At 70.2% G+C, this 19154-nt stretch carries 19 protein-coding genes; 11 read left to right on the top strand and 8 right to left on the bottom strand.

Annotated elements, in window-relative coordinates:
* Positions 1–20 precede the first annotated feature (20 nt).
* The 3 genes from H7694_RS16605 to H7694_RS16595 form a co-directional block, all read right to left on the bottom strand.
* On the bottom strand, positions 21–1616 hold the full coding sequence (locus tag H7694_RS16605; protein WP_193597532.1) for an N-acyl-D-amino-acid deacylase family protein: 1596 nt from the start codon (positions 1614–1616) through the stop codon (positions 21–23).
* Positions 1617–1624: 8 nt separating this feature from the next.
* A complete protein-coding gene (locus H7694_RS16600) occupies positions 1625–3079 on the bottom strand; it encodes an alanine racemase (RefSeq protein ID WP_227468194.1) in 1455 nt (484 codons plus the stop codon).
* A gap of 61 nt (positions 3080–3140) precedes the next feature.
* Positions 3141–3650, bottom strand: coding sequence for a hypothetical protein (locus H7694_RS16595; RefSeq protein ID WP_413782946.1), 510 nt, complete (start codon positions 3648–3650; stop codon positions 3141–3143).
* Between the two features lie 92 nt (positions 3651–3742).
* Between H7694_RS16595 and H7694_RS16590 the strand changes: the two genes are divergently transcribed.
* From H7694_RS16590 to H7694_RS16575, 4 genes are read left to right on the top strand one after another with little or no spacing between them, the layout of a single operon-like run.
* Positions 3743–4465, top strand: coding sequence for a transcriptional regulator (locus H7694_RS16590; RefSeq protein WP_193597530.1), 723 nt, complete (start codon positions 3743–3745; stop codon positions 4463–4465).
* A 55-nt stretch (positions 4466–4520) separates the two neighbouring features.
* Positions 4521–5441 (top strand): sugar kinase, encoded by a 921-nt coding sequence (locus H7694_RS16585; protein WP_193597529.1) that lies wholly within the window; start codon positions 4521–4523, stop codon positions 5439–5441.
* 43 nt (positions 5442–5484) lie between these two features.
* Positions 5485–6099: a bifunctional 4-hydroxy-2-oxoglutarate aldolase/2-dehydro-3-deoxy-phosphogluconate aldolase gene (locus H7694_RS16580; RefSeq protein ID WP_227468193.1), complete on the top strand. Its 615-nt coding sequence runs from the start codon at positions 5485–5487 to the stop codon at positions 6097–6099.
* A complete protein-coding gene (locus H7694_RS16575; protein ID WP_193597527.1) occupies positions 6096–6545 on the top strand; it encodes a rhodanese-like domain-containing protein in 450 nt (149 codons plus the stop codon). The genes H7694_RS16580 and H7694_RS16575 overlap by 4 nt, the downstream gene beginning before the upstream one ends.
* A gap of 129 nt (positions 6546–6674) precedes the next feature.
* Here the strand turns inward: H7694_RS16575 and H7694_RS16570 are convergent, their stop codons facing one another.
* The 5 genes from H7694_RS16570 to H7694_RS16550 form a co-directional block, all read right to left on the bottom strand.
* A complete protein-coding gene (locus H7694_RS16570) occupies positions 6675–7595 on the bottom strand; it encodes a glycine betaine ABC transporter substrate-binding protein (RefSeq protein WP_193597526.1) in 921 nt (306 codons plus the stop codon).
* Positions 7596–7667: 72 nt separating this feature from the next.
* On the bottom strand, positions 7668–8600 hold the full coding sequence (locus H7694_RS16565; RefSeq protein WP_193597525.1) for an ABC transporter permease: 933 nt from the start codon (positions 8598–8600) through the stop codon (positions 7668–7670).
* Positions 8600–9922 (bottom strand): quaternary amine ABC transporter ATP-binding protein, encoded by a 1323-nt coding sequence (locus H7694_RS16560; protein WP_193597524.1) that lies wholly within the window; start codon positions 9920–9922, stop codon positions 8600–8602. The genes H7694_RS16565 and H7694_RS16560 overlap by 1 nt, the downstream gene beginning before the upstream one ends.
* A gap of 328 nt (positions 9923–10250) precedes the next feature.
* Positions 10251–11420 (bottom strand): class I SAM-dependent methyltransferase, encoded by a 1170-nt coding sequence (locus tag H7694_RS16555; RefSeq protein ID WP_193597523.1) that lies wholly within the window; start codon positions 11418–11420, stop codon positions 10251–10253.
* 22 nt (positions 11421–11442) lie between these two features.
* Positions 11443–11694, bottom strand: a complete 252-nt coding sequence (locus H7694_RS16550) for a DUF4242 domain-containing protein (protein WP_193597522.1) — start codon at positions 11692–11694, stop codon at positions 11443–11445.
* Between the two features lie 171 nt (positions 11695–11865).
* On the opposite strand from H7694_RS16550, the gene H7694_RS16545 reads away from it, so the two are divergent.
* From H7694_RS16545 to H7694_RS16515, 7 genes are all read left to right on the top strand, one after another.
* Entirely contained in the window at positions 11866–12831 is a 966-nt protein-coding gene (locus H7694_RS16545; protein ID WP_193597521.1) for an ABC transporter ATP-binding protein, read from the top strand.
* Positions 12828–13628: an ABC transporter permease subunit gene (locus tag H7694_RS16540; RefSeq protein WP_193597520.1), complete on the top strand. Its 801-nt coding sequence runs from the start codon at positions 12828–12830 to the stop codon at positions 13626–13628. Before H7694_RS16545 ends, H7694_RS16540 begins: the two co-directional genes overlap by 4 nt.
* A gap of 228 nt (positions 13629–13856) precedes the next feature.
* Positions 13857–14915, top strand: a complete 1059-nt coding sequence (locus H7694_RS16535; RefSeq protein WP_193597519.1) for an IS110 family transposase — start codon at positions 13857–13859, stop codon at positions 14913–14915.
* Positions 14916–14971: 56 nt separating this feature from the next.
* Positions 14972–16897 carry a DUF5107 domain-containing protein gene (locus H7694_RS16530; protein WP_193597518.1) on the top strand — a complete coding sequence of 642 codons (1926 nt, stop codon included), beginning with the start codon at positions 14972–14974 and terminating at the stop codon, positions 16895–16897.
* A gap of 192 nt (positions 16898–17089) precedes the next feature.
* Positions 17090–17485, top strand: a complete 396-nt coding sequence (locus H7694_RS16525) for a GntR family transcriptional regulator (protein WP_193597517.1) — start codon at positions 17090–17092, stop codon at positions 17483–17485.
* Complete coding sequence (locus tag H7694_RS16520) at positions 17482–18438, top strand: ABC transporter ATP-binding protein (RefSeq protein WP_193597516.1); 957 nt, start codon at positions 17482–17484, stop codon at positions 18436–18438. Before H7694_RS16525 ends, H7694_RS16520 begins: the two co-directional genes overlap by 4 nt.
* Complete coding sequence (locus tag H7694_RS16515) at positions 18438–19124, top strand: hypothetical protein (protein ID WP_193597515.1); 687 nt, start codon at positions 18438–18440, stop codon at positions 19122–19124. The genes H7694_RS16520 and H7694_RS16515 overlap by 1 nt, the downstream gene beginning before the upstream one ends.
* The last annotated feature ends 30 nt before the right edge of the window (positions 19125–19154 follow it).

Here is a 19154-nt window from a genome sequence, read left to right as displayed (position 1 = left end):
AGGTCTGTGGGGAGCGGGGCTCAGGTGCTGCGGCGCAGCCCGCGCCCGGGAAGTGCTCCGGTCAGTGCGCCCCCGGTGAGGACGCGCACGCCGGCGACGAACACGTCGTCGATTCCGACGGCGCGCGCCGTGGGGTTCTCATAGGTGGCGGCGTCGGCGACGGCATCCGGGTCGACGAGCACCAGGTCGGCGACCGCGCCGACCTCGACGGCGCCACGGCGGCCGAGCCCGAAGCGCCGGGCGGGCAGCGCCGACAGGTGGTGCACGGCGTCGGCCCAGCTCCAGGTGCCCAGTTCGCGCACGAACTCGCGCAGGTACCGGGCGAAGGTGCCCGCCGCACGCGGGTGCGGATGGGCGCCGATGAAGATGCCGTCGGATCCGCCGGTGTGGGCCGGGTGCGCGAAGATGCGGGCCAGCTCGGTGCTGGGGCGGGGGCTGCGCACCGCCATCACGGCGTTGCACTCCATCCGCGACGCGACCAGCGCGTCGAGGGCGAAGTCGATCGGCGGGACGCCCGCGCGGGCCGCGGCCGCGTGCAGGGTGAGCCCGTGCGCCCAGTCCAGCTCGGGCGCCGCGACGTGCGCCAGGGTGATCATGTCGGGCCAGTCCGGTCCGAGGCTCGCGCTCTGCTCGGCCCTGGCGGTGCAGGCCTCGCGCAGCGCCGCGCGACGGGCGGGATCGGCGATGACGGAGACGGCCTCGCGCTGCGGCAGCATCGACACCTCGGGCGGCAGTAGCGGCATGCCCAGCAGCGTGCAGCCGCGGATGTACGGGTATGCGTCGAAGGTGGCATCCACCCCCGCCTGCTCGAGCGCGTCGAGCTGGCCGAGCACGATGTCGGCGTCGGCGTGGAAGTGCGAGATGTGCACGTCGAGCCCCGGCCCCGGCCCCGCCCCGGACGCGGAGCCGGCCAGGCGCGCGATCTCGGCGATCTCGGCGATGCCGGCGGCGGTGTTCGCCTCGTATCCGCCGCGCATGTGCGTGACGTAGACCCCTCCGGCCTGCGCGACCGGTGCGCACAGTGCGGCGATCTCGCCGGCGTCCTGGAAGATCCCGGGCACGTAGTCGAGCCCGGTGGAGAGCCCCAGGGCGCCGTCATCCATGCCCTTCGCGACGAGTGCGGCCATGCGCTGCCGCTCCTCATCGGTCGCCGGGCCATCGGCCCGGCCGCACACCTCGAACCGCACGGTGCCCGCCGGCACGAGGAAGCCGGCGTTGATCGCCGAGGCGCCGTCGACGGATGCCAGATACGCGGCCACCCCTCCGCCGTGGTACGTCGGATGCGGACCGTTGATCGCGGCGAAGTACTCCGAGCCGTAGGCACCGTCGCCGGGTGCGTATGAGACGCCGTCCTGCCCGGCGATCACGGTCGTCACGCCCTGACGCAGCAGGGTCAGGGTCACGTCGGGGTCGGACAGCAGCCCGTCGGCGTGGGAGTGCACGTCGATGAACCCGGGCAGCACGAGGCGGCCGGCGGCATCCACCACCTCGTCACCGGGCAGCGGATCGACGTGACCGACCTCGGTGATCTCGCCGGCGTCGATCGCGACGTCGGCGGCGACCGGACCGGATGCCGTGACCACGGCACCGCCGCGGATGACTGTTCTGCTCGTCATGGCCGGCCTCAGAAGTGGGTGCGGATGAGGTCGACGACGAGGTCGGACTCGGCGGATTCGACCACCGGCAGCACCCGCCACTTGTCGAAGGCCGTGCAGGGGTGCGAGAGCCCGAGCCGCACGACCGATCCGATCGCGAGCGGCTCGGTCGTGCGCAGGTAGGAGTGCTGGTCGTTCATCGCCGAGATCTCACCCTCGAGCGGATGCCAGGGCGCGCCGGTCAGCGCACCCCAGGATGCCGCGGGCGAGCCGGACTGCGTCGGCGTCGCCTCGGTCCGCCAGGCGCGCGGGATCGGCATCCCCTCGTCGTAGGGCAGGTCGCGCTTGCCCGCGTCGATCAGCGCCAGCCCCGGCTCGGGACTCGACACCACCCGGGCGAGGCCGTGCATGGCGTTGACGAAGCGCGGGGATGCCGCGGCACCGGATGCCGTGCCGGCGGCCCCGGCCTCGGACACGGCCGCTCCCTCGTCGAACGGGGAGATGCCGCGGTAGAAGCCGTCGTCGTGCACGATGTAGGCGCCCGAGCGGAGAGTGAAGCGCGTCCGGCCGGCAAGGCCGGCTGCGCGGGTGGCGCCGCTCGCCGCATCCGATCCGCTGGCATCGCCGGCAGCTCGGGTGGCGCCGCTCGCGGCATCCGATCCGCCGCTCACGGCATCCGATCCGGTGCTGACGGCACCGGCCCAGACGTCGGCGACGACGTCGAAATAGGCGCTGCCCCCAGCCGTGACGAGCACCTCGCCGTCGTCGTAGAGCGAGGCGAGTGCCGCGTGCAGCTCGAGCTGAGCCTCGAGGTACGAGCGCACCGCCGCGAGCGCGGCCGGCGAGCGGTCGTGCGCGAGGCTGCCCTCGTACCCGGCGACCCCCGCGAGCCGCAGCGCGGGGGATGCGGCGATGCGCTCGGCGATGCGCACCGCCTGGTCGATCGAGCGCGCGCCGGTGCGGCCGCCGGCCGCGCCGAGCTCGACGCACACGTCGACCGGACGCGGGGCGCCGGCGGCGAGCAGTCCGTGCTCCATCGCCTCGACCGTCGCGACGGAATCGGCCCAGCTGGTGAACCGGAACTGCGGGTCGGTCAGCTCACCGGCGAGCCACGCCAGCGACCTCGGGTCGACTGCCGCGTTGGCGAGCATGATCGAGTCGAGGCCGAGGTCGCGGCCGGTGCGCACCTGCCCCATGGTCGCCAGCGTGATGCCGGTGGCTCCGGCGTCGAGCTGCCGCTGCCACAGGGCGGGCGCCATGGTGGTCTTGCCGTGGGGCATGATGTCCAGACCCCGCTCGGCGCACCACGCGGCCATGGTCGCGATGTTGGCGTTCATGGCCGCGTCATCGAGGGCGATGAGCGGGGTCCAGAACTCGGCCAGACGCGGTCCCGTCGCGAGGAACTCCGCCGCCGTGGTGCCGGCCGCCCTGGCGGGCAGGCCCTTGTCCCGTGCGGTCAGGGGTGTGTCGTCGACGTGGACCACGTCAGGCTCCTTCTCTCAGATCTTTCCGGTGTTCATTCCGGCGTCGCCGCCGGGCGTGATCTCAGCCTCGGTCCGCGCCGACGCTCGGCGCGGCCGCCACGCCAGGGACGGCCGGAGAGGCCGGGGTCCCCGGCTCGACGGGCTCGGTGCGGACCGTCGCGGTGGCCAGCTCGTGCAGCCGGCCCGCACCCTCGACGTCGGGGCGGATCGAGGCGAGCATCGTGGCGATCACTCCGACCACGGCGATGACCGCGGCGTACACGACCACCGGCCAGAACGCGCCACCTGCGGCGGCGACCAGCGCGGTGCAGATGAACGGCGCGAGGCCGCCACCGAGCGTGTTGGAGATCTGGTAGCCGATGTTGACGCCGGTGGTGCGCGCCTCGGCGTCGAACATCTCGGCGAGCATCGTGGCGAGCGTGGCCTGCATGGCGACGCCGAACACGACGAACCCGAGGATCTGACCCAGCCAGATCAGCCACATGTTGCCGGTGGTGAACAGCGCGAACGCGGGGTACACCATGGCCGCGAATCCGAGGCATCCGATGATGTAGACCGTGCGACGGCCGATGCGGCCTCGACGTCTCGGGTCGGGCGACGCTAAGCTAGCATTGAAATAGACAATCTGTCTATCGACCGAATTTTTTGTTCAATGGATGAGCGATGACGATCAGCACCCCAGTCGAAGACGCCGCCGAGGTTCTCGCCGGCGAGATCTCCCGTCAGACGTACGAGAGCGCCGAAGAGGTCGAACGCCTGTACCGGCCGGTGATGCGCGCGCTCGCGACCGCCGCCGGCCCGACCGTCGAGGTCGTGCTGCACAACCTCGACGGCGCCGACGTCGACCTCGGCCACACGATCGTCGCGATCGAGAACGGTCACGTCACCGGCCGCACGGTCGGCGGACCCTCGACCTCGCTGGGGCTGGACGTGATGAAGGACCGGCGCGGCGATCACGACGCCTTCGGCTACACGGCCTACACCAGCGACGGGCGCGAGCTGCGCTGCTCATCGGTGTACTTCCGCAACGCCGACGGCGACATCATCGCTTCGCTGTGCATCAACGTCGACCTCAGTCCGCTGCAGCAGGCGCGCAACATGCTCGCCGCGATCCTGCCCGCCACCGAGCAGCCCGTCGACGCCCCGAAGGAGCACTTCGGCACCGACCTCGTCGCGGTGATGGACTCGATGATCAGCGACGCGATCCGCGAGATCGGCCGGCCGGTGGAGAACATGTCGCGCGACGACAAGATCACCGTGCTCGAGCGCCTCGACCAGCGCGGTGCGACGCAGATGCGCAAGTCGGTCGAGGCGATCGCCAAGCGGCTCGGCATCTCGCGCGTGACCGCGTACAGCTACCTCGACGAGGCGCGGGCCCGCCGGTAGATCCCACCCAGGCGGGCCCGACCCAGGGCATGCCGCACTCGACATCATGGACAGCATGGATCACACCGCAGCCCCCGAGCTCTTCGCCATCGGCGAGACGATGACGCTCCTCACACCCCGCGACGCCACCCGGCTCGCCGACGCCGAGGAGGTGCGGGTGACCGTCGGCGGTGCCGAGTCGAACGTGGCCGCGCACGTGGCATCCCTCGGCCATCGCACCGCGTGGGTCAGCGCCCTCGGCGACGACGTGCTCGGGCACCGCGTGCACCGCACGATCACCTGCCAGGGCGTGGACGGCCGCTGGGTCGTCTTCGACCCCGAGGCGCCGACCGGCGTCTACTTCAAGGACCCCGGCCACGGCGTGCACTACTACCGCGCCGGGTCGGCGGCCTCGCGGATGACTCCGGAGAGCCTCGCCGCCGTGCCGCTCGAGCAGGCCGCGATCGTGCACGTCTCGGGCATCACGCCCGCCCTCTCGCCGCAGTGCGCGGCGATGATCGACGCGGTCATCGACCGTGTCGCCGCCACGGATGCGACCGCGCTGAGCTTCGATGTGAACCATCGCGCCGCCCTGTGGCCGGCATCCGTCGCCGCACCCGTGCTGCGGGATCTCGCTAACCGCGCCGACATCGTGTTCGTCGGCCTCGACGAGGCGCAGACGCTGTGGGGCTGCAGTACGCCGGACGAGGTGCGGCAGCTGATCCCCGCGCCCGCGCACCTGATCGTCAAGGACGGCGACGTCGGCGCCACGGAATTCTCGGACGCGGGCGCGACGTTCGTGCCCGCGATCCCGACGCACGTCGTCGAGGCCGTCGGCGCCGGCGACGCGTTCGCGGCCGGCTGGCTCGCCGCCCGGCTCGCCGGAGGTGAAGCGGAGGAGCGTCTGCAGGGCGGTCACCGGCGCGCCCACCTCGTGCTGCAGTCCACCGAGGACGTCGTCGGTGTCGCGGAAGCCGTCGCGGATGCCGCGGACTGACGCCCCGCACTCAATGACACCGCATAGAGGGAGAAGGATGCTCATGGACAATTCCGGATTCGAGAAGCTGTTCGCCGGCGCGCCGCTGATGGCGATCCTGCGCGGGATGGGCGCGGAGCGGAGCCTCGCCGTGTCGACCACGGCGTGGGATCTCGGCATCGACGTCGTCGAGCTGCCCATCCAGACCCCCGACGACGTCGAGGCGCTGCGCGTCGTCGCGGCCGCGGGCAGGGAACGAGGCAAGGTCGTCGGCGCGGGGACCGTGGTCTCCGCCGAGCACGTCGCCCAGGCGGCATCCGCGGGCGCGGCCTTCACCGTCAGCCCCGGCCTCGACCTCGACGTCGTGCGCGCGTCGCATGAGGCCGGGATGCTCAGCATCCCGGGCGTCGGCACCGCGACCGAGGTGCAGCTGGCCATGAAAGCCGGGCTGACCTGGCTGAAGGCGTTCCCCGCCTCGGTGCTGGGTGTGCCGTGGCTGGGGGCGATGCGCGGGCCGTTCCCGCAGGCGCGGTTCGTCGCGACCGGCGGGATGAACGCCGCGAACGCCGGCGAGTACCTGCGCGGCGGCGCCAGCGTGGTCGCGGTGGGATCGGCCCTCGAAGATGCCGCGCAGCTGCCGCTGCTCGCCGGGCTGCTCGAGGGCACGGGGCGGAAGTGACCGGGTCCGGCGCGAGTCGCGGTGGTGCCGAGCTGGATGCTGTGATCGCGGCCAGGCTCGCCGTCGTCGACGCGCGTCTCGCGTACGACATCGACATCGTCGCCGCTGAGCGCGAGGTGGCGGCGGGCGCCGCAGTGCTCGTCGACACTCGGCGCCTGGAGTCGTGGGAGCACGGGCACATCGCCGGTGCCCTGCACCTGCCGAAGACGGCGATCGACGATCGCCTGGACGACCTGCCCCGCGATCGCACGCTGATCGTCTACGGCTGGGGGCCGGGATGCAACGGTGCCACGGAGACCGCCCGCATCCTGCTCGCCGCCGGCCTCGACGTGCGCGAGCTGCTGGGTGGCTACGAGTACTGGGTCCGCAACGGCTTCCCCACCGAGACCCACGGCACCCTCACCCACCCCACCCCCGACCCCCTGGTGACCGCCGCCCCCTCCTGACCCCCGCGCCCCCGCAGCATCCCGAACTCTGACCGCCGAAACCCCTCACCAGCGCCGAAACCCCTCGTGAATCACGCGAATCACGAGGGGTTTCGACAACCACGAGGGGTTTCGGCGGAAGGGGAGGGGTTACTCGGTGACGAGCCAGTCGATCGAGTCGCCGTTCTCCTCGAGCCAGGTGTCGACGGCATCCGCCGACTTGTCCTTGTACTCGTCCGAGGTGACCAGGCTCTCGAGAGCGCCGTACTGCTCGTCGGTCAGCTTGATCTTCTCGATGAACTCGGCGGCCTCGGGGAACTCCTCGGCGAAGCCCTGCTTGCCCAGGAAGTGCAGGCCCTCGGTCTCACCCATGGCGCCCTTCGGGTCCTCGAGGTCCTTCAGCGGCCACGCGTCATTGGCCCAGAACGGACGCCACAGCGTCACGACGACGGGCTCTTCGGCGGCGACGGCGGTGTCGAGCGTGGCGAGCATGCCGCCGGTCGACGAGGTGACCAGCTCGTAGTCGTCGAGCCCGTATTCGGGCATCGCGACCTCCTGCGTCTGCTTGGTCAGTCCCGCACCCGGCTCGATGCCGACGATCTTGCCGTCGAACATCTCGGCGTTGCCCTTGAGGTCCTCGATCGAGTTGATGTCCTCGAGGTATTCCGGCACGGCCAGTGTCAGCACAGCACCTTCGTAGTACGTGCCGAGGTCCTCGATCTTGTCGCCGTACTCCTCCATGTACGAGGCGTGCGTCACCTCGGACCAGGCGGACGGGTACATGTCGATGTCACCCTGCGCGAGCGCGGTGTACAGCGGGCCGGCGTCGACGACCTCTTCCATCTCGACCGTGTAGCCGAGCTTCTCGAGCTGGTCGGCGAGCAGGTACGCCGTGCTCAGGCCATCCGTCCACGCGGGGAGGAACCCCATCGTGATCGTGCCCTTCTCGTCGCTGGTCGGAGCCGCTCCGCCATCGTCGGAGCCGGAGCCCGCGCCGCCGGCGCAGCCGGTCAGGACGAGGGATGCCGCAGCGCCGAGCGCCGCGATTGCAGTCAGGTGCCTCTTGTTCATGGTGCTTCCTTCTTTCTTCACGTATGTCTCACGCGTTCCGTATGTACTGCTGTGTGGGAGGGGTACTGCTGGTCAGATGGCGGCGGCGGTCTCGGGGATCCGGGCGGATGCCGTGGCCGCGACGCGCCGTGCGTCCTCACGGCGACGGCGCAGGATGCCGAGCAGCGACGAGCGCGCTCCCGCCGGGTTGCCCAGCGCCGCGGTCACGCGGTCGAGGAAGACCGCGATGAACACGACGCCAAGGCCCGCCTCGATGCCGAGGGCCACGTTGATCGTCGACAGCGCGGCGACGACCTCCTTGCCCAGGCCCGGACCGCCGGCCATACCAGCGATGACGGCCATCGACAGCGCGAGCATGATCACCTGGTTGACCCCGGCCATGATGGTCGGCATCGCCAGCGGCAGCTGCACGCCGCGCAGGATCTGTCCCGGGCGTGCGCCGAAGGCATGCCCTGCTTCGACCGTCTCGGCGTCGACACCGCGGATGCCGAGCTCGGTGAGTCGCACACCCGGGGGCAGCGAGAAGATCACCGTGGCGATGACGCCCGGCACGAAGCCGAGACCGAAGAAGATGATCACCGGGATCAGGTAGACCAGCGAGGGCATGGTCTGCATGAGGTCGAGCACCGGCTTGATGACCGTGCTGACGGCGTCGTTGCGTGCCGCCCAGATGCCCAGCGGCACTGCGATCGCGACCGTGACGAGCGTGGCGATGAGCACCAGCGCCAGGGTCTGCATCGACGTCTCCCACTGGTCGATGCCGAGGATGACGAAGAACATCAGGGCGGTGCCGACGGCGAGCTGCCACGAGCGCACCACCCAGGCGATGAGCGCGAACACGGCGATCATGACGAAGGCGGGCGGCGCGACGAGCATCTCGGCGAGGCCGTTCACGAGGAAGCCGACGAACGCCGAGATCGCGTCGGTCAGCCAGTCGAGGTTGTCGCGGATCCAGTCCACGACGAACTTGCCCCATTCACCGATGGGAATGCGGAATCCTTCCATCAACGCACCTCCTCTGCGTTCGTGGCGGTGCCGGTCTCGGCATCCGCTGATTCTTCGACCGCCGCCGAGGCCTCGGCGAGCACCTCGTCGATGACCGCCTGCGGCATCGGGTTCAGCGGCAGGGTGAGCTCGCCGGTCGCGCCGGGCCCGGGGCCGAGCGCGGCGAGCAGGGTGACACGCGGGATGACGCCGACGAGCCGGTCGTCGTCGTCGGTCACCGCGAGCGGCAGCGGCGACTCGACCGAGGGGATGAACAGGTTCATCAGCACGTCGTCCTCGTTCACGGTCTGGGTGGCCGGCTTCAGGATCGACGCGAGCGAGGTCTCGCCGCGGCGCACCAGCTTCACGGCATCCCGGTCCGTGACGATGCCGATGAGCTTGCGATCGCGACCGACGACGTAGGTCGCCGACATGTACGCGTCGCGCATCTGGCGCAGGGCCGTGCGGGGGCCCGCGGTCTCGGCGATGACCGGACGCGGACGCTCCATGACGTTCGCCGCGGTGAGCACGCGGGCGCGGTCGACGTCCTGCACGAACTGCTCGACGTAGTCGTTGGCGGGGTCGGTGAGGATGTCTTCGGGCGTGCCGATCTGCACGATGCGGCCGTCTCGCATCACGGCGATGCGGTCGCCGAGGAACATGGCCTCGTTCAGGTCGTGGGTGATGAAGACGATGGTCTTCTGCAGCTTGGCCTGCAGTTCGACCAGCTGCTCCTGCATCTCACGGCGGATCAGCGGGTCGAGGGCGCTGAAGGCCTCGTCCATGAGCAGGATGTCGGTGTCGGCGGCGAGCGCGCGGGCGATGCCGACGCGCTGCTGCATGCCGCCCGAGAGCTCGCTGGGCAGCTTGTCGCCCCAGCCCTCGAGGCCGACGAGCGCGAGGATCTCCTCGGCCTTGCGCAGGCGCTTGGCCTTGGACATGCCCTTGAGCTCGAGCGGGTAGGCGACGTTCGCTGCGACCGTGCGGTGCGGAAGCAGCGCGAAGTGCTGGAACACCATCGACACGCGGTCGCGGCGGATCTCGCGCAGTCGCGAGGCGGGGATGCCGGTGATCTCGTCACCGGCGATGGTGATGGTGCCGTCGGTCACGTCGTGCAGACCGTTGAGCATGCGGATGATGGTGGACTTGCCTGATCCGGACAGGCCCATGATCACGAAGATCTCACCGCGGTTCACGGTGAAGCTCGCGTCGATCACGGCGGCGGTTCCGGCGTCGAGCACGTCGGTTCGGGTTTCGCCGGCCTTCAGCCGCTTGACCGCCTGCTGCGGATTGCGGCCGAAGACCTTGTAGAGATGGTGCGCTTCGAGAGCGGTATCGGACACGTTTCCCCCGGCAGGCTCACCTGTTTCCAGGGTCTCGGCGGGCCTGCTTCGGTAACGTCCGGGTGATGATCACAAGGCCGTTTCGACAAACGCTGTACTGACGGCGCGGTCGGGGATTTCGGATCCCCGCAAAGAAGCATCGACCGTACGCCCGCGCCTCTTCGGTGCACAGCTCGGGTCGAAAGAAGGACGCGGCCGCGGACTGGTTCTGTGGTCCCTCGACCACCTGTCCACGCTAACGAATGGCTGATCCGGTGGCAAATCCCTCGCCGGTTTTCGCGGTCTCACCGGGGGTTCTCGGCGTGTCGCGTCGGGGCAGGATACGCCGTCAACCGCGCCGGATGCTGCGTGTGACGGTGAATTTCGGGGTGCGCACGACCTGCTCGGTGGGCCCCACATCGCGGGTCAGCGCGCGCCGGTGATCGAGGTGCGAATTGAACACGGTCCACACCTCTCCGCCCGGTCGCAGCAGCCGCGCCGCGGCCTGGATGAGGCGTCTGCCCGCACCCTCGTGCACGCTCGCACCGAGGTGGAACGGCGGGTTCAACAGGATGAGGTCGGCGCCGGCATCCGGCAGCTCGGAACCGGCGTCGTCGAGCGTGACCTCGACCCGGTCGGCGAGGCCGTTCGCGACCATGGTCGCCCGGGCCGACCGGACGGCCGCGGCCGATCGGTCGGTCGCGATGACCACGGCATCCGGATGTTGCAGCGCGAACGCCGCCGCGAGCGCCCCCGTCCCGCACCCCAGGTCGATCACCCTGACGCCAGCCCCCTGAGACGCGCGAAGGGCCCCACTCCCCATCGCATCCAGCAGCACCCGCGTACCGATGTCGAGCTTGGACCCCGCGAACGCCCCGCCGTACGCGCACAGCACGAACTCCCCCGGTGAGAAACCACTTCCGTCACGAGAGATCACGTGTGTCGTGGTTTCCGGCGCCGGAAGTGGTTTCTCGCGGTCGCGGAGTGGATCGGATGCCACCAGCAGACGCGACTTGCGCGCGGCGCGCTGCGGCTGCACCGCGCCGAAGTGACGCGCGAGCACGTCGTTCTGCGTGAGGGTCATGTGCTTGACGCGCCCGCCGGCGACCAGCACGGCATCCGGTGCGGCCCATCGGGCGACGGCATCCGCGATCTCGTCGAGCGCCGCGAGGGTCTTCGGAAGCTGCAGCAGCACCAGCCGCGCACCCGACAGCAGGTTCGCGTCGAGCTCGTGTGCCGCGAACGACGACGTCCCGAGACCGAACTCGGCGACGTTGTTCGCGAGTGCCCGCCGCCCGGTCACGAGGTCCTGGTGCACGCGGATGCCGTGCAGGCCGGCATCCGCCAGTGCCAGCGTGATCGCGCCGTACTCGTCGCCGATCACCGCGATCTCGGCGCCGGGCACGCCCGCATCGAGCGCGTGCTGCACGAGCAGTTCGTCGGTGGCATCCCACGCCTGCAGGTTCGGCGCCTCGACGTCGGGGAACCGCCGCAGGCGGCTGTAGTCGAACTCGGGCACCCGCTCACACTATCCGCCGCGGCTAGGCGCCCTCCCGCACGAGGTGGATCTCGTCCGCGACCAGCCCGTGCGCCTCGCGGTGGACGGTGTTGGCGGCCTCGGCATCCGGTGCGTCGACGAGGCAGAAGATCTTCCCGCCGTCCTCGTCGACCCAGTACTTCAGGTAGTTCACCCCGTGCTCGTCCTGGTGCTCGAGGTCGGCGGCGTGCGCCTTGGCGACGTCCTCCAGCTTCACGGCGTCGCCGAGCGTGTGGACGTCCATGTACAGCGGCATGATCCCATTCCTCTCTCGTCGCGGACCGCGAAATCGGCACGATCGATCGAGGGCGCCCCAGCGGCCGGATAGCAGGATGCTACGCCCACCCGCCACGCCGCGGAACACCACCTTGCGCGCGCTCTTGACCGGCCCGCCGCGCGGTGTCTACCGTGCCAAGAGGGAGGCATCATGAGCGTCGTCATCGACATCTCCGGCCTGCACAAGAAGTACGGCTCGCACGTGGCCGTGCAGCGGCTCGACATGCGGGTCGAGCAGGGGTCGATCCACGGCCTGATCGGGCCGAACGGCGCGGGCAAGACGACGACCCTGCGCACACTCGTCGACATCATCCGGCCGACGGCCGGCAGCATCCGGGTACTGGCTGAGGATCCGCGGCGGGGCGGCGCGCGCCTGCGCCGCCGCATCGGATACGTCCCGGGTGAGCTGCGGCTGGAGGGCCGGGTCACCGGGCACCGGATGCTGTCCTTCTACGCCGGCGTCTCGGGACCCGTCGCCCGCGGATACCCGGCCGAGCTCGCCGAACGCCTCGGAGTCGACCTGTCGCGTCCGGTGCGCGACCTGTCGAAGGGCAACAAGCAGAAGCTGGGGCTGATCCAGGCGTTCATGCACCGGCCCGAGCTGCTGATCCTCGACGAGCCGACGGGCGGCCTCGACCCGCTCATGCAGCGCGAGTTCATGGCGATGGCGCGCGAGGCGCGGGATGCCGGTCAGACCGTGCTGCTCAGCTCGCACGTGCTCAGCGAGATCCAGCAGACGGCCGACCAGGTGTCGGTGCTCGCGAGCGGACGGATCGTCGCCGAGGGCGACGTGTCGTCGCTGCGACTCGGATCGGTGCGCCGGGTGCGTGCCGCGATCGAGGGAGCGGATGCCGCCGGCGTGCGCGCCCTGTTCGATCGGATGCCCGGGGTGACGGAGCTCGTGGTCGAGCCGCGGGACGGCATCGTGCAGCTGAGCGCGACCGTCGAGGGGGCGATCGATCCGCTCGTGAAGGCGCTCGCCCGGATGACTGTGCACGAGCTGACCGTCGAGGAGCCGGATCTGGAGGAGAGTGTGCTGCGGTTGTACGGCCGTACGTCAGCGTCTTCTTCGCCTGGCTCCGGTCTCGGCGGGGGAGAGCGGGGAGGGACGCGATGAGTGCGGCGCTGCCGGTGCTCCGGCGCAGCATCCGGGAATCCTGGCGCAGCCTGATCGGCTGGAGCCTCGGCATCGCCGCCGTATTGTTCCTGTACCTGCCGCTGTACCCGAGCTTCGGGGCGAACGGGCAGCTCGAGGCGATCATCGGCGCGCTGCCGAAGGAGCTCGTCCAGACCCTCGGATACGACCAGATCGCCACCGGTGCGGGCTACGCGCAGAGCACGTTCTACGGGCTGATGGGTTTTCTGCTGCTGACCATCGCCGCCGTGCTGTGGGGGTCGGCGGCCATCGCGGGCGCCGAGGAATCGGGGCGGCTCGAGCTGGATCTCGCCCACGGCATTGGACGGATGCAGTACGCCGCGGAGTCCGCGGTGTCGGTGCTGCTGCGGTTGCTGTGGCTGGGCGCGGTCTCCGGGGTGATCGTGCTCGCGCTGAACGAGCCGGCCGAGCTCGGCATCCACCCGCCGCACATCGTCGGCGCCGTCCTCGCCCTCACCGGGCTGGCGTTCCTCAGCGCCGCGGCCGGGCTGCTGGCCGGGGCGCTGACCGGCCGGCGCGCGTGGGCGACCGGTGTCGCCGCGGGGATCGCCGTGCTCGGGTACGTGTTCCAGGCCGTGGCGAAGCAGTCCGAAGACCTGGAGTGGCTGAACGCGCTGTCGCCGTACGCCTGGGTGTACCGGCAGCCGCCGCTGCGCGACGGCGTCGATGTGCCCGCCCTGCTGCTGACGTGGGGGATCGCGGTGGCGCTGGCTGCGGCATCCGCCTTCGCGCTCGCGCGCCGCGACCTGCGCGGCTGACAGTGATGATGGTGGTGGGAGCCCCGCAGCGGTCGTCCTGACTCTGCGTCTGACTGACTTCGGGTCTTGAACGGGATCTGTCGGTCGTTCGCTGCGGGGCTGCCTTGCACTCACCGTGCGAGGGTTGTGACCTCATAGGAGCCTGTGCCAGCAGGCACCCATCACTGTCTTGTCCACTCGCTCTCGGCGGTGCGTGCCGTTCTGTCCGATTGAGTGAGAGGAACGGCGATGACCACCATCGCACGAGAAGTCGAAGATGACCAGATCGAGGTAACTGTCGGAGTCGATACCCACGGGGACACGCATACGGCCGCGGTGATCGATACGACTGGCCGGCTGCTGGGTTGCCAGCAATTCCCTGCTGACATGACTGGGTATGCGGCGCTGCTGAGCTGGGCCGTGGCGTTCGGGGTCGTGCTGCTGGCAGCGATCGAGGGCACCGGCGCATACGGTGCCGGGCTTGCCCGGTATCTGCGCGGTGCTGGGGTTGATCTGTTGGAGATCGACCGGCCTGACCGGAAGGCCCGTCGGTTCGCGGGGAAGTCCGACCCGCTGGATGCGGAGGCTGCAGCCCGTGCAGGGCTGGCTCGGGTCCGCACCGGAGTTCCAAAAGACCGCACCGGGAAGGTCGAAGCGCTCCGAAATCTGCGTGTCGCGCGACGGAGTGCGGTCGACCAGCGCGCTGATTGCACCCGGCGCATCAAGACCCTGCTGGTCACTGCACCCGACGAGCTCCGCGAGCGTCTTCGGCACCTCTCGGATCGGGAGCTGCTGTGCACCTGCGCGGCGCTACGCCCCGACACGGCCCGTGCGGGCGAGCCTGAGCAGGCGACGAAGATCGCCCTACGCGCGCTGGCGCGACGGCACGCCTCGCTGGTCGAGGAGATCGTCGAACTCGACGCGATCATCGAACCCCTCGTCACCGCGATCAACCCCGCCCTGCTGGAGCTGAACGGCGTCGGTGCTGACGTCGCCGGGCAGCTGCTCGTTACTGCAGGGGAGAACGTCGACCGTCTCCGCTCCGAGGCCGCGTTCGCGATGCTCTGCGGGGCCGCTCCGATCCCCGCATCGTCCGGGAAGACCCACCGACACCGACTCAATCGCGGCGGCGATCGACAAGCGAACGCGGCCCTCTACCGCATCGTCCTCTGCCGTCTGCGCTGGGATCCGAGAACCCAGGCCTACGCACGCCGACGCACCGAAGAAGGCCTCACCAAGAAAGACATCATCCGTTGCCTCAAACGCCTCATCGCCCGAGAGATCTACTACACCCTGATCCGGACTTGACATCCATAGGAGCATCCCGTCCCGCCCCGGGGGCGCGGGGGCCGATACGGTGGGGCATGGCCGCTTCACTGTCGATCGCCCATCAGGTCCTGCCGTCCGCGCCCGTCGGCGCGCGGAACCCGCTGCCCGCCGTGGCCGCGATGCCCGAGCCGCCCTACCGGGCGTCGACCAGGGGGTTACCCGACGACATCGCCGCGAACATCGCGTACGGCCAGGTCACCAGCATCCACCCCTATCTGCTGCAGGACGCATACTCCCGCGAGCGCACCCCGGCGCCGATGCGGCTGGCCGTGCTCGAGAACGACCACCTGCGCGCGGAGTTCGCCCTCGACCTCGGCGGGCGCATCGTACGGCTCTTCGACAAGACGACCGGGCGCGACCTCGTGTACCGCAACGCGATGTTCCAGCCGGCGAACCTTGCGCTGCGCAACGCCTGGTTCTCGGGCGGCGTCGAGTGGAACATCGGCATGCGCGGGCACTGGCCGCTCACCTGCGACACGCTGTACGCCGCCGAGGTGACGGGCGCCGACGGCGAGCCGGTGCTGCGGATGTGGGAGTACGAGCGCATCCGCGGGCTCATCGCGCAGATCGACGCGACGCTCGACGCGGCAGTTCCCGCGCTGCACGTGCAGGTGCGGGTGCGCAATCCGCATCCGGTCGAGACGGGCATTTACTGGTGGACGAACATCGCCGTCGCCCAGACGCCCGGCTCACGCGTGTTCACCGCCGCCACCCACGCGTACAAGACCGGGTACGACGGGTCGCTGTCGCGGGTGGACCTCACGGCAGAGGACGTGTCGTTCCCGGCATCCGCTCCGGCCGCCGCCGACTGGTTCCACGATCTGCCGGACGGTGAGAAGCCGTGGATCGCCGCCGTCGAACCCGACGGCTCGGGCCTCGGGCACGTGTCGACAGCGCGACTGAAGGGTCGCAAGCTCTTCGTGTGGGGCGACACCACCGGCGGCAGGCACTGGTGCGACTGGCTCGGCGGCGAGACCGGTGCCTACTTCGAGATCCAGGGCGGGCTCGCCACGACGCAGTACGAGCACCTGCCGATGCCCGCCGGAGCGACCTGGGAATGGCAGGAGTCGTTCCTGCCGCTGCACATCGACGACCCGTCCGGCGACTGGACGGAGGCCGGCGAGCGCGTCGGCACGGCGCTGCGCAAGGCGGCATCCGCGGCATCCGACGGACCGGTGCGGCTGGCAGCCGCCGCCGGTCTCGCCCCCGAGCGGATGCTGTCGAACGGGTCGCCGTGGGGTGCGCTGGAGCAGGCGCTGTCGGAGCGGCTCGGGATGCGGTTCGACGGGCTGCCCGGGGTGCGATTCGACGCGGATGCCGGTGAGGATGCCGCGTACTGGCGCGGGCTTCTCGGTCTCGCGGCGGCGGCTTCCGGCGACGAAGCGGCGGCGGTCGACGTTGATGTCGCGCCGCCGTCGTACGTGGCCGGGCCGCGATGGGAGCGGCTGCTCGCCGAGGCTCCGTCGACGTGGATGACCAACTACCACCGCGCCGTGATGGCGCACGCGCGCGGGGATCTTTCTGCGGCGATCTCGGGGTATCAGGCATCGGTGCGGCAGCGCCGCTCGGCCTGGGCGCTGCGCGGGCTCGGGCTCGCGCTGCTCGCCACCGGGGATGAGGATGCCGGCCTCGGCCACCTCGCCGATGCACGCTCGCTGGCGCCGTCGGTCGTGCCGCTCGCGCGCGAGCTCGGCGAGGCGCTGCTGGCGACCGGTCGCGCGGCCGACGCCCGTGGCCTGGTGGCCTCGCTTCCGGCGGACATGCGCGAGCTCGGACGGTTCCGCGTGCTCGCGATCCGTGCGGCGCTGGCCGACGGTGATCGCGAGGCGGCCGGACGGATGCTGACGGACGAGTTCGACGTGCCCGACATCCGCGAGGGCGAGCTGAGCATGTCGGATCTGTGGCGCGAGGCGTTCCCCGACTGTCCCGTGCCGGAGCGCTACGACTTCACGATGAAGTAGTCGCTCGCGGGCGGCTCTCCAGGTCGCGATCCGCGCGGCCGGTCCCCTGCTCCCGTATGAGTTTGTGCCGCCTGAACGCGCGCGACGCGGCACGAACTCATACGGGACCGAGCAGCGGGTGACCCCGGGGTTGACACCGACCCGGTTACCTGGTTAGTTAGTCGAGTAACTAACCACCTAACCGGAGGCATCGTGATCGACGAGGGCAGGCCGCTGTTCATCCAGATCGCCGAGGCGATCGAGGAGTCCATCCTCGACGGCACCCTCGCCGAGGACGGCCAGGCCCCCTCGACCAACGAGCTCGCCGCGTTCTACCGGATCAATCCGGCGACCGCCGCGAAGGGCGTCGCCCGCCTCACCGACAAGGGCGTGCTGCTCAAGCGCCGCGGCATCGGCATGTTCGTGGCGCCCGGCGCCCGCGGCATCCTGCTCGCCGAGCGCCGCACCGCGTTCGCCGAACGCTACATAGACCCCCTCATCGCCGAAGCCCACACGTTGGGGCTCGATGATGACGACCTGACCACACTGCTGCGCGAGCGCTCGGGGATCGTCTCGCGCTCAGCATCAACCGAAGGGAGCCCCGTATGACCTCCGTCATCGAGGTCCGCAACCTCACCAAACGCTACAAGGACACGGTCGCGCTCGACGGCGTCTCGCTGTCGATCGAGAAGGACACGATCTACGGACTGCTCGGACGCAACGGCGCCGGCAAGACCACGCTCATGTCGATCCTCACCGCCCAGAACTTCGCCACCTCGGGCGAGGCGCTCGTCTTCGGCGAGCAGCCGTACGAGAACGCCGGAGTGCTCAGCCGGATCTGCTTCGTCCGCGAGAGCCAGAAGTACCCCGACGACGCGACGCCGACGCACGCGTTCCGCGCCGCGCGGCTGTTCTTCCGCAACTGGGATCAGACCCTCGCCGAGCAGCTGATCGCCGACTTCCAGCTGCCGCTGAAGACGCCGATCAAGAAGCTCTCGCGCGGCCAGCTCTCGGCGGTCGGCGTGATCATCGGCCTCGCCTCGCGCGCCGAGATCACCTTCTTCGACGAGCCCTACCTCGGACTCGACGCGGTCGCCAGGCAGATCTTCTACGACCGGCTGCTCGAGGACTACTCCGAGCACCCGCGCACGATCATCCTGTCGTCGCACCTGATCGACGAGGTGTCGAACCTCATCGAGAAGATCATCGTGATCGACGGGGGCCGCATCCTGCTCGACGAAGACACCGACGCCGTCCGCGGCCGCGCCTCGACCATCGTCGGGGATGCCGCCCGCGTCGAGGCCTGGGCCGCCGGGCGCGAGATCATCCACCGCGAGCAGCTCGGCCGCGTCGCGTCGATCACGGTACTCGGGCATCTGACCGCCGACGATCGCGCCGCGATCGCCGCGGCCGATCTCGACGTCGCGACCGTCTCGCTGCAGCAGCTCATCGTGCGGCTCACCCAGAACGCCGGCAAGCAGGATGCTGCGCAGCAGAACGCCGCGCCGGCGGCATCCGATGCCGTCGAATCCGACACCGCCGTCACCGAGGAGGTCCGCTGATGCGGCGCACACTGAACGTCGTCCGGCTGCAGCTCATCAACCGCGCCACCTTCATCTGGGTGCCGCTGATCGTGCTCGCCGGCGCCACGCTGGTCTCGGTGCTGATCTACGCGCTGATCCCGGTCGACACCCCCAAGTACGGCGGCGGCGGACAGGCGCCGCTGTGGGTGTTCTTCGCGGTCGGGATGTCGGCGATGACCCTCACCTTCCCTTTCTCACAGGCGATCAGCATCACCCGCCGCGAGTTCTTCATCGGCACGATGCTCGCGGCGGTTCTCGGCAGCGCCTTCATGGGCGTGCTGTTCGTGATCGGCGGGGGCATCGAGCTGCTCACCGACGGCTACGGCATCAACGGCTGGATGTTCCACCTGCCGTGGGTGTGGGCGGCGGGCCCCTTCGTCGCTTTCGTCGTCTACTTCACCCTCGCGCTGTTCTTCTTCGTGATCGGGTTCACGGGCGCGACGATCTACAAGCGCTGGGGCGCCCTGACCCTGACGATCATCGGAGTCGCACTCGGGCTCATCCTCGTCGGCCTGCTGTTCCTGATCAACCGGCTCGAGCTGTGGGCCGAGGTCGGCACGGCACTGAACTCCCTCGGCGCACTCGGCCTGGCGCTGTGGGGCCTGCTCGGGATCGCCGTACTGATGGGCGTCTCGTTCCTCACGTTCCGGAGGACGATCCCCTGATTCCGGATGCTGTGAGGGGAGGACGTCGGC

This window comes from Microbacterium sp. YJN-G (genome assembly GCF_015040615.1).
Lineage (GTDB): Bacteria > Actinomycetota > Actinomycetes > Actinomycetales > Microbacteriaceae > Microbacterium.
This window is presented reverse-complemented; position numbering and strand designations above follow the sequence as displayed.

Coding starts and splice junctions, on each gene's coding strand:
- H7694_RS16605 (WP_193597532.1), bottom strand. CDS start 1,616: ATGACGAGCAGAACAGTCATCCGCGGCGGTGCCGTGGTCACGGCATCC.
- H7694_RS16590 (WP_193597530.1), top strand. CDS start 3,743: ATGACGATCAGCACCCCAGTCGAAGACGCCGCCGAGGTTCTCGCCGGC.
- H7694_RS16585 (WP_193597529.1), top strand. CDS start 4,521: ATGGATCACACCGCAGCCCCCGAGCTCTTCGCCATCGGCGAGACGATG.
- H7694_RS16580 (WP_227468193.1), top strand. CDS start 5,485: ATGGACAATTCCGGATTCGAGAAGCTGTTCGCCGGCGCGCCGCTGATG.
- H7694_RS16570 (WP_193597526.1), bottom strand. CDS start 7,595: ATGAACAAGAGGCACCTGACTGCAATCGCGGCGCTCGGCGCTGCGGCA.
- H7694_RS16565 (WP_193597525.1), bottom strand. CDS start 8,600: ATGGAAGGATTCCGCATTCCCATCGGTGAATGGGGCAAGTTCGTCGTG.
- H7694_RS16550 (WP_193597522.1), bottom strand. CDS start 11,694: ATGCCGCTGTACATGGACGTCCACACGCTCGGCGACGCCGTGAAGCTG.
- H7694_RS16545 (WP_193597521.1), top strand. CDS start 11,866: ATGAGCGTCGTCATCGACATCTCCGGCCTGCACAAGAAGTACGGCTCG.
- H7694_RS16540 (WP_193597520.1), top strand. CDS start 12,828: ATGAGTGCGGCGCTGCCGGTGCTCCGGCGCAGCATCCGGGAATCCTGG.
- H7694_RS16535 (WP_193597519.1), top strand. CDS start 13,857: ATGACCACCATCGCACGAGAAGTCGAAGATGACCAGATCGAGGTAACT.
- H7694_RS16530 (WP_193597518.1), top strand. CDS start 14,972: ATGGCCGCTTCACTGTCGATCGCCCATCAGGTCCTGCCGTCCGCGCCC.
- H7694_RS16520 (WP_193597516.1), top strand. CDS start 17,482: ATGACCTCCGTCATCGAGGTCCGCAACCTCACCAAACGCTACAAGGAC.
- H7694_RS16515 (WP_193597515.1), top strand. CDS start 18,438: ATGCGGCGCACACTGAACGTCGTCCGGCTGCAGCTCATCAACCGCGCC.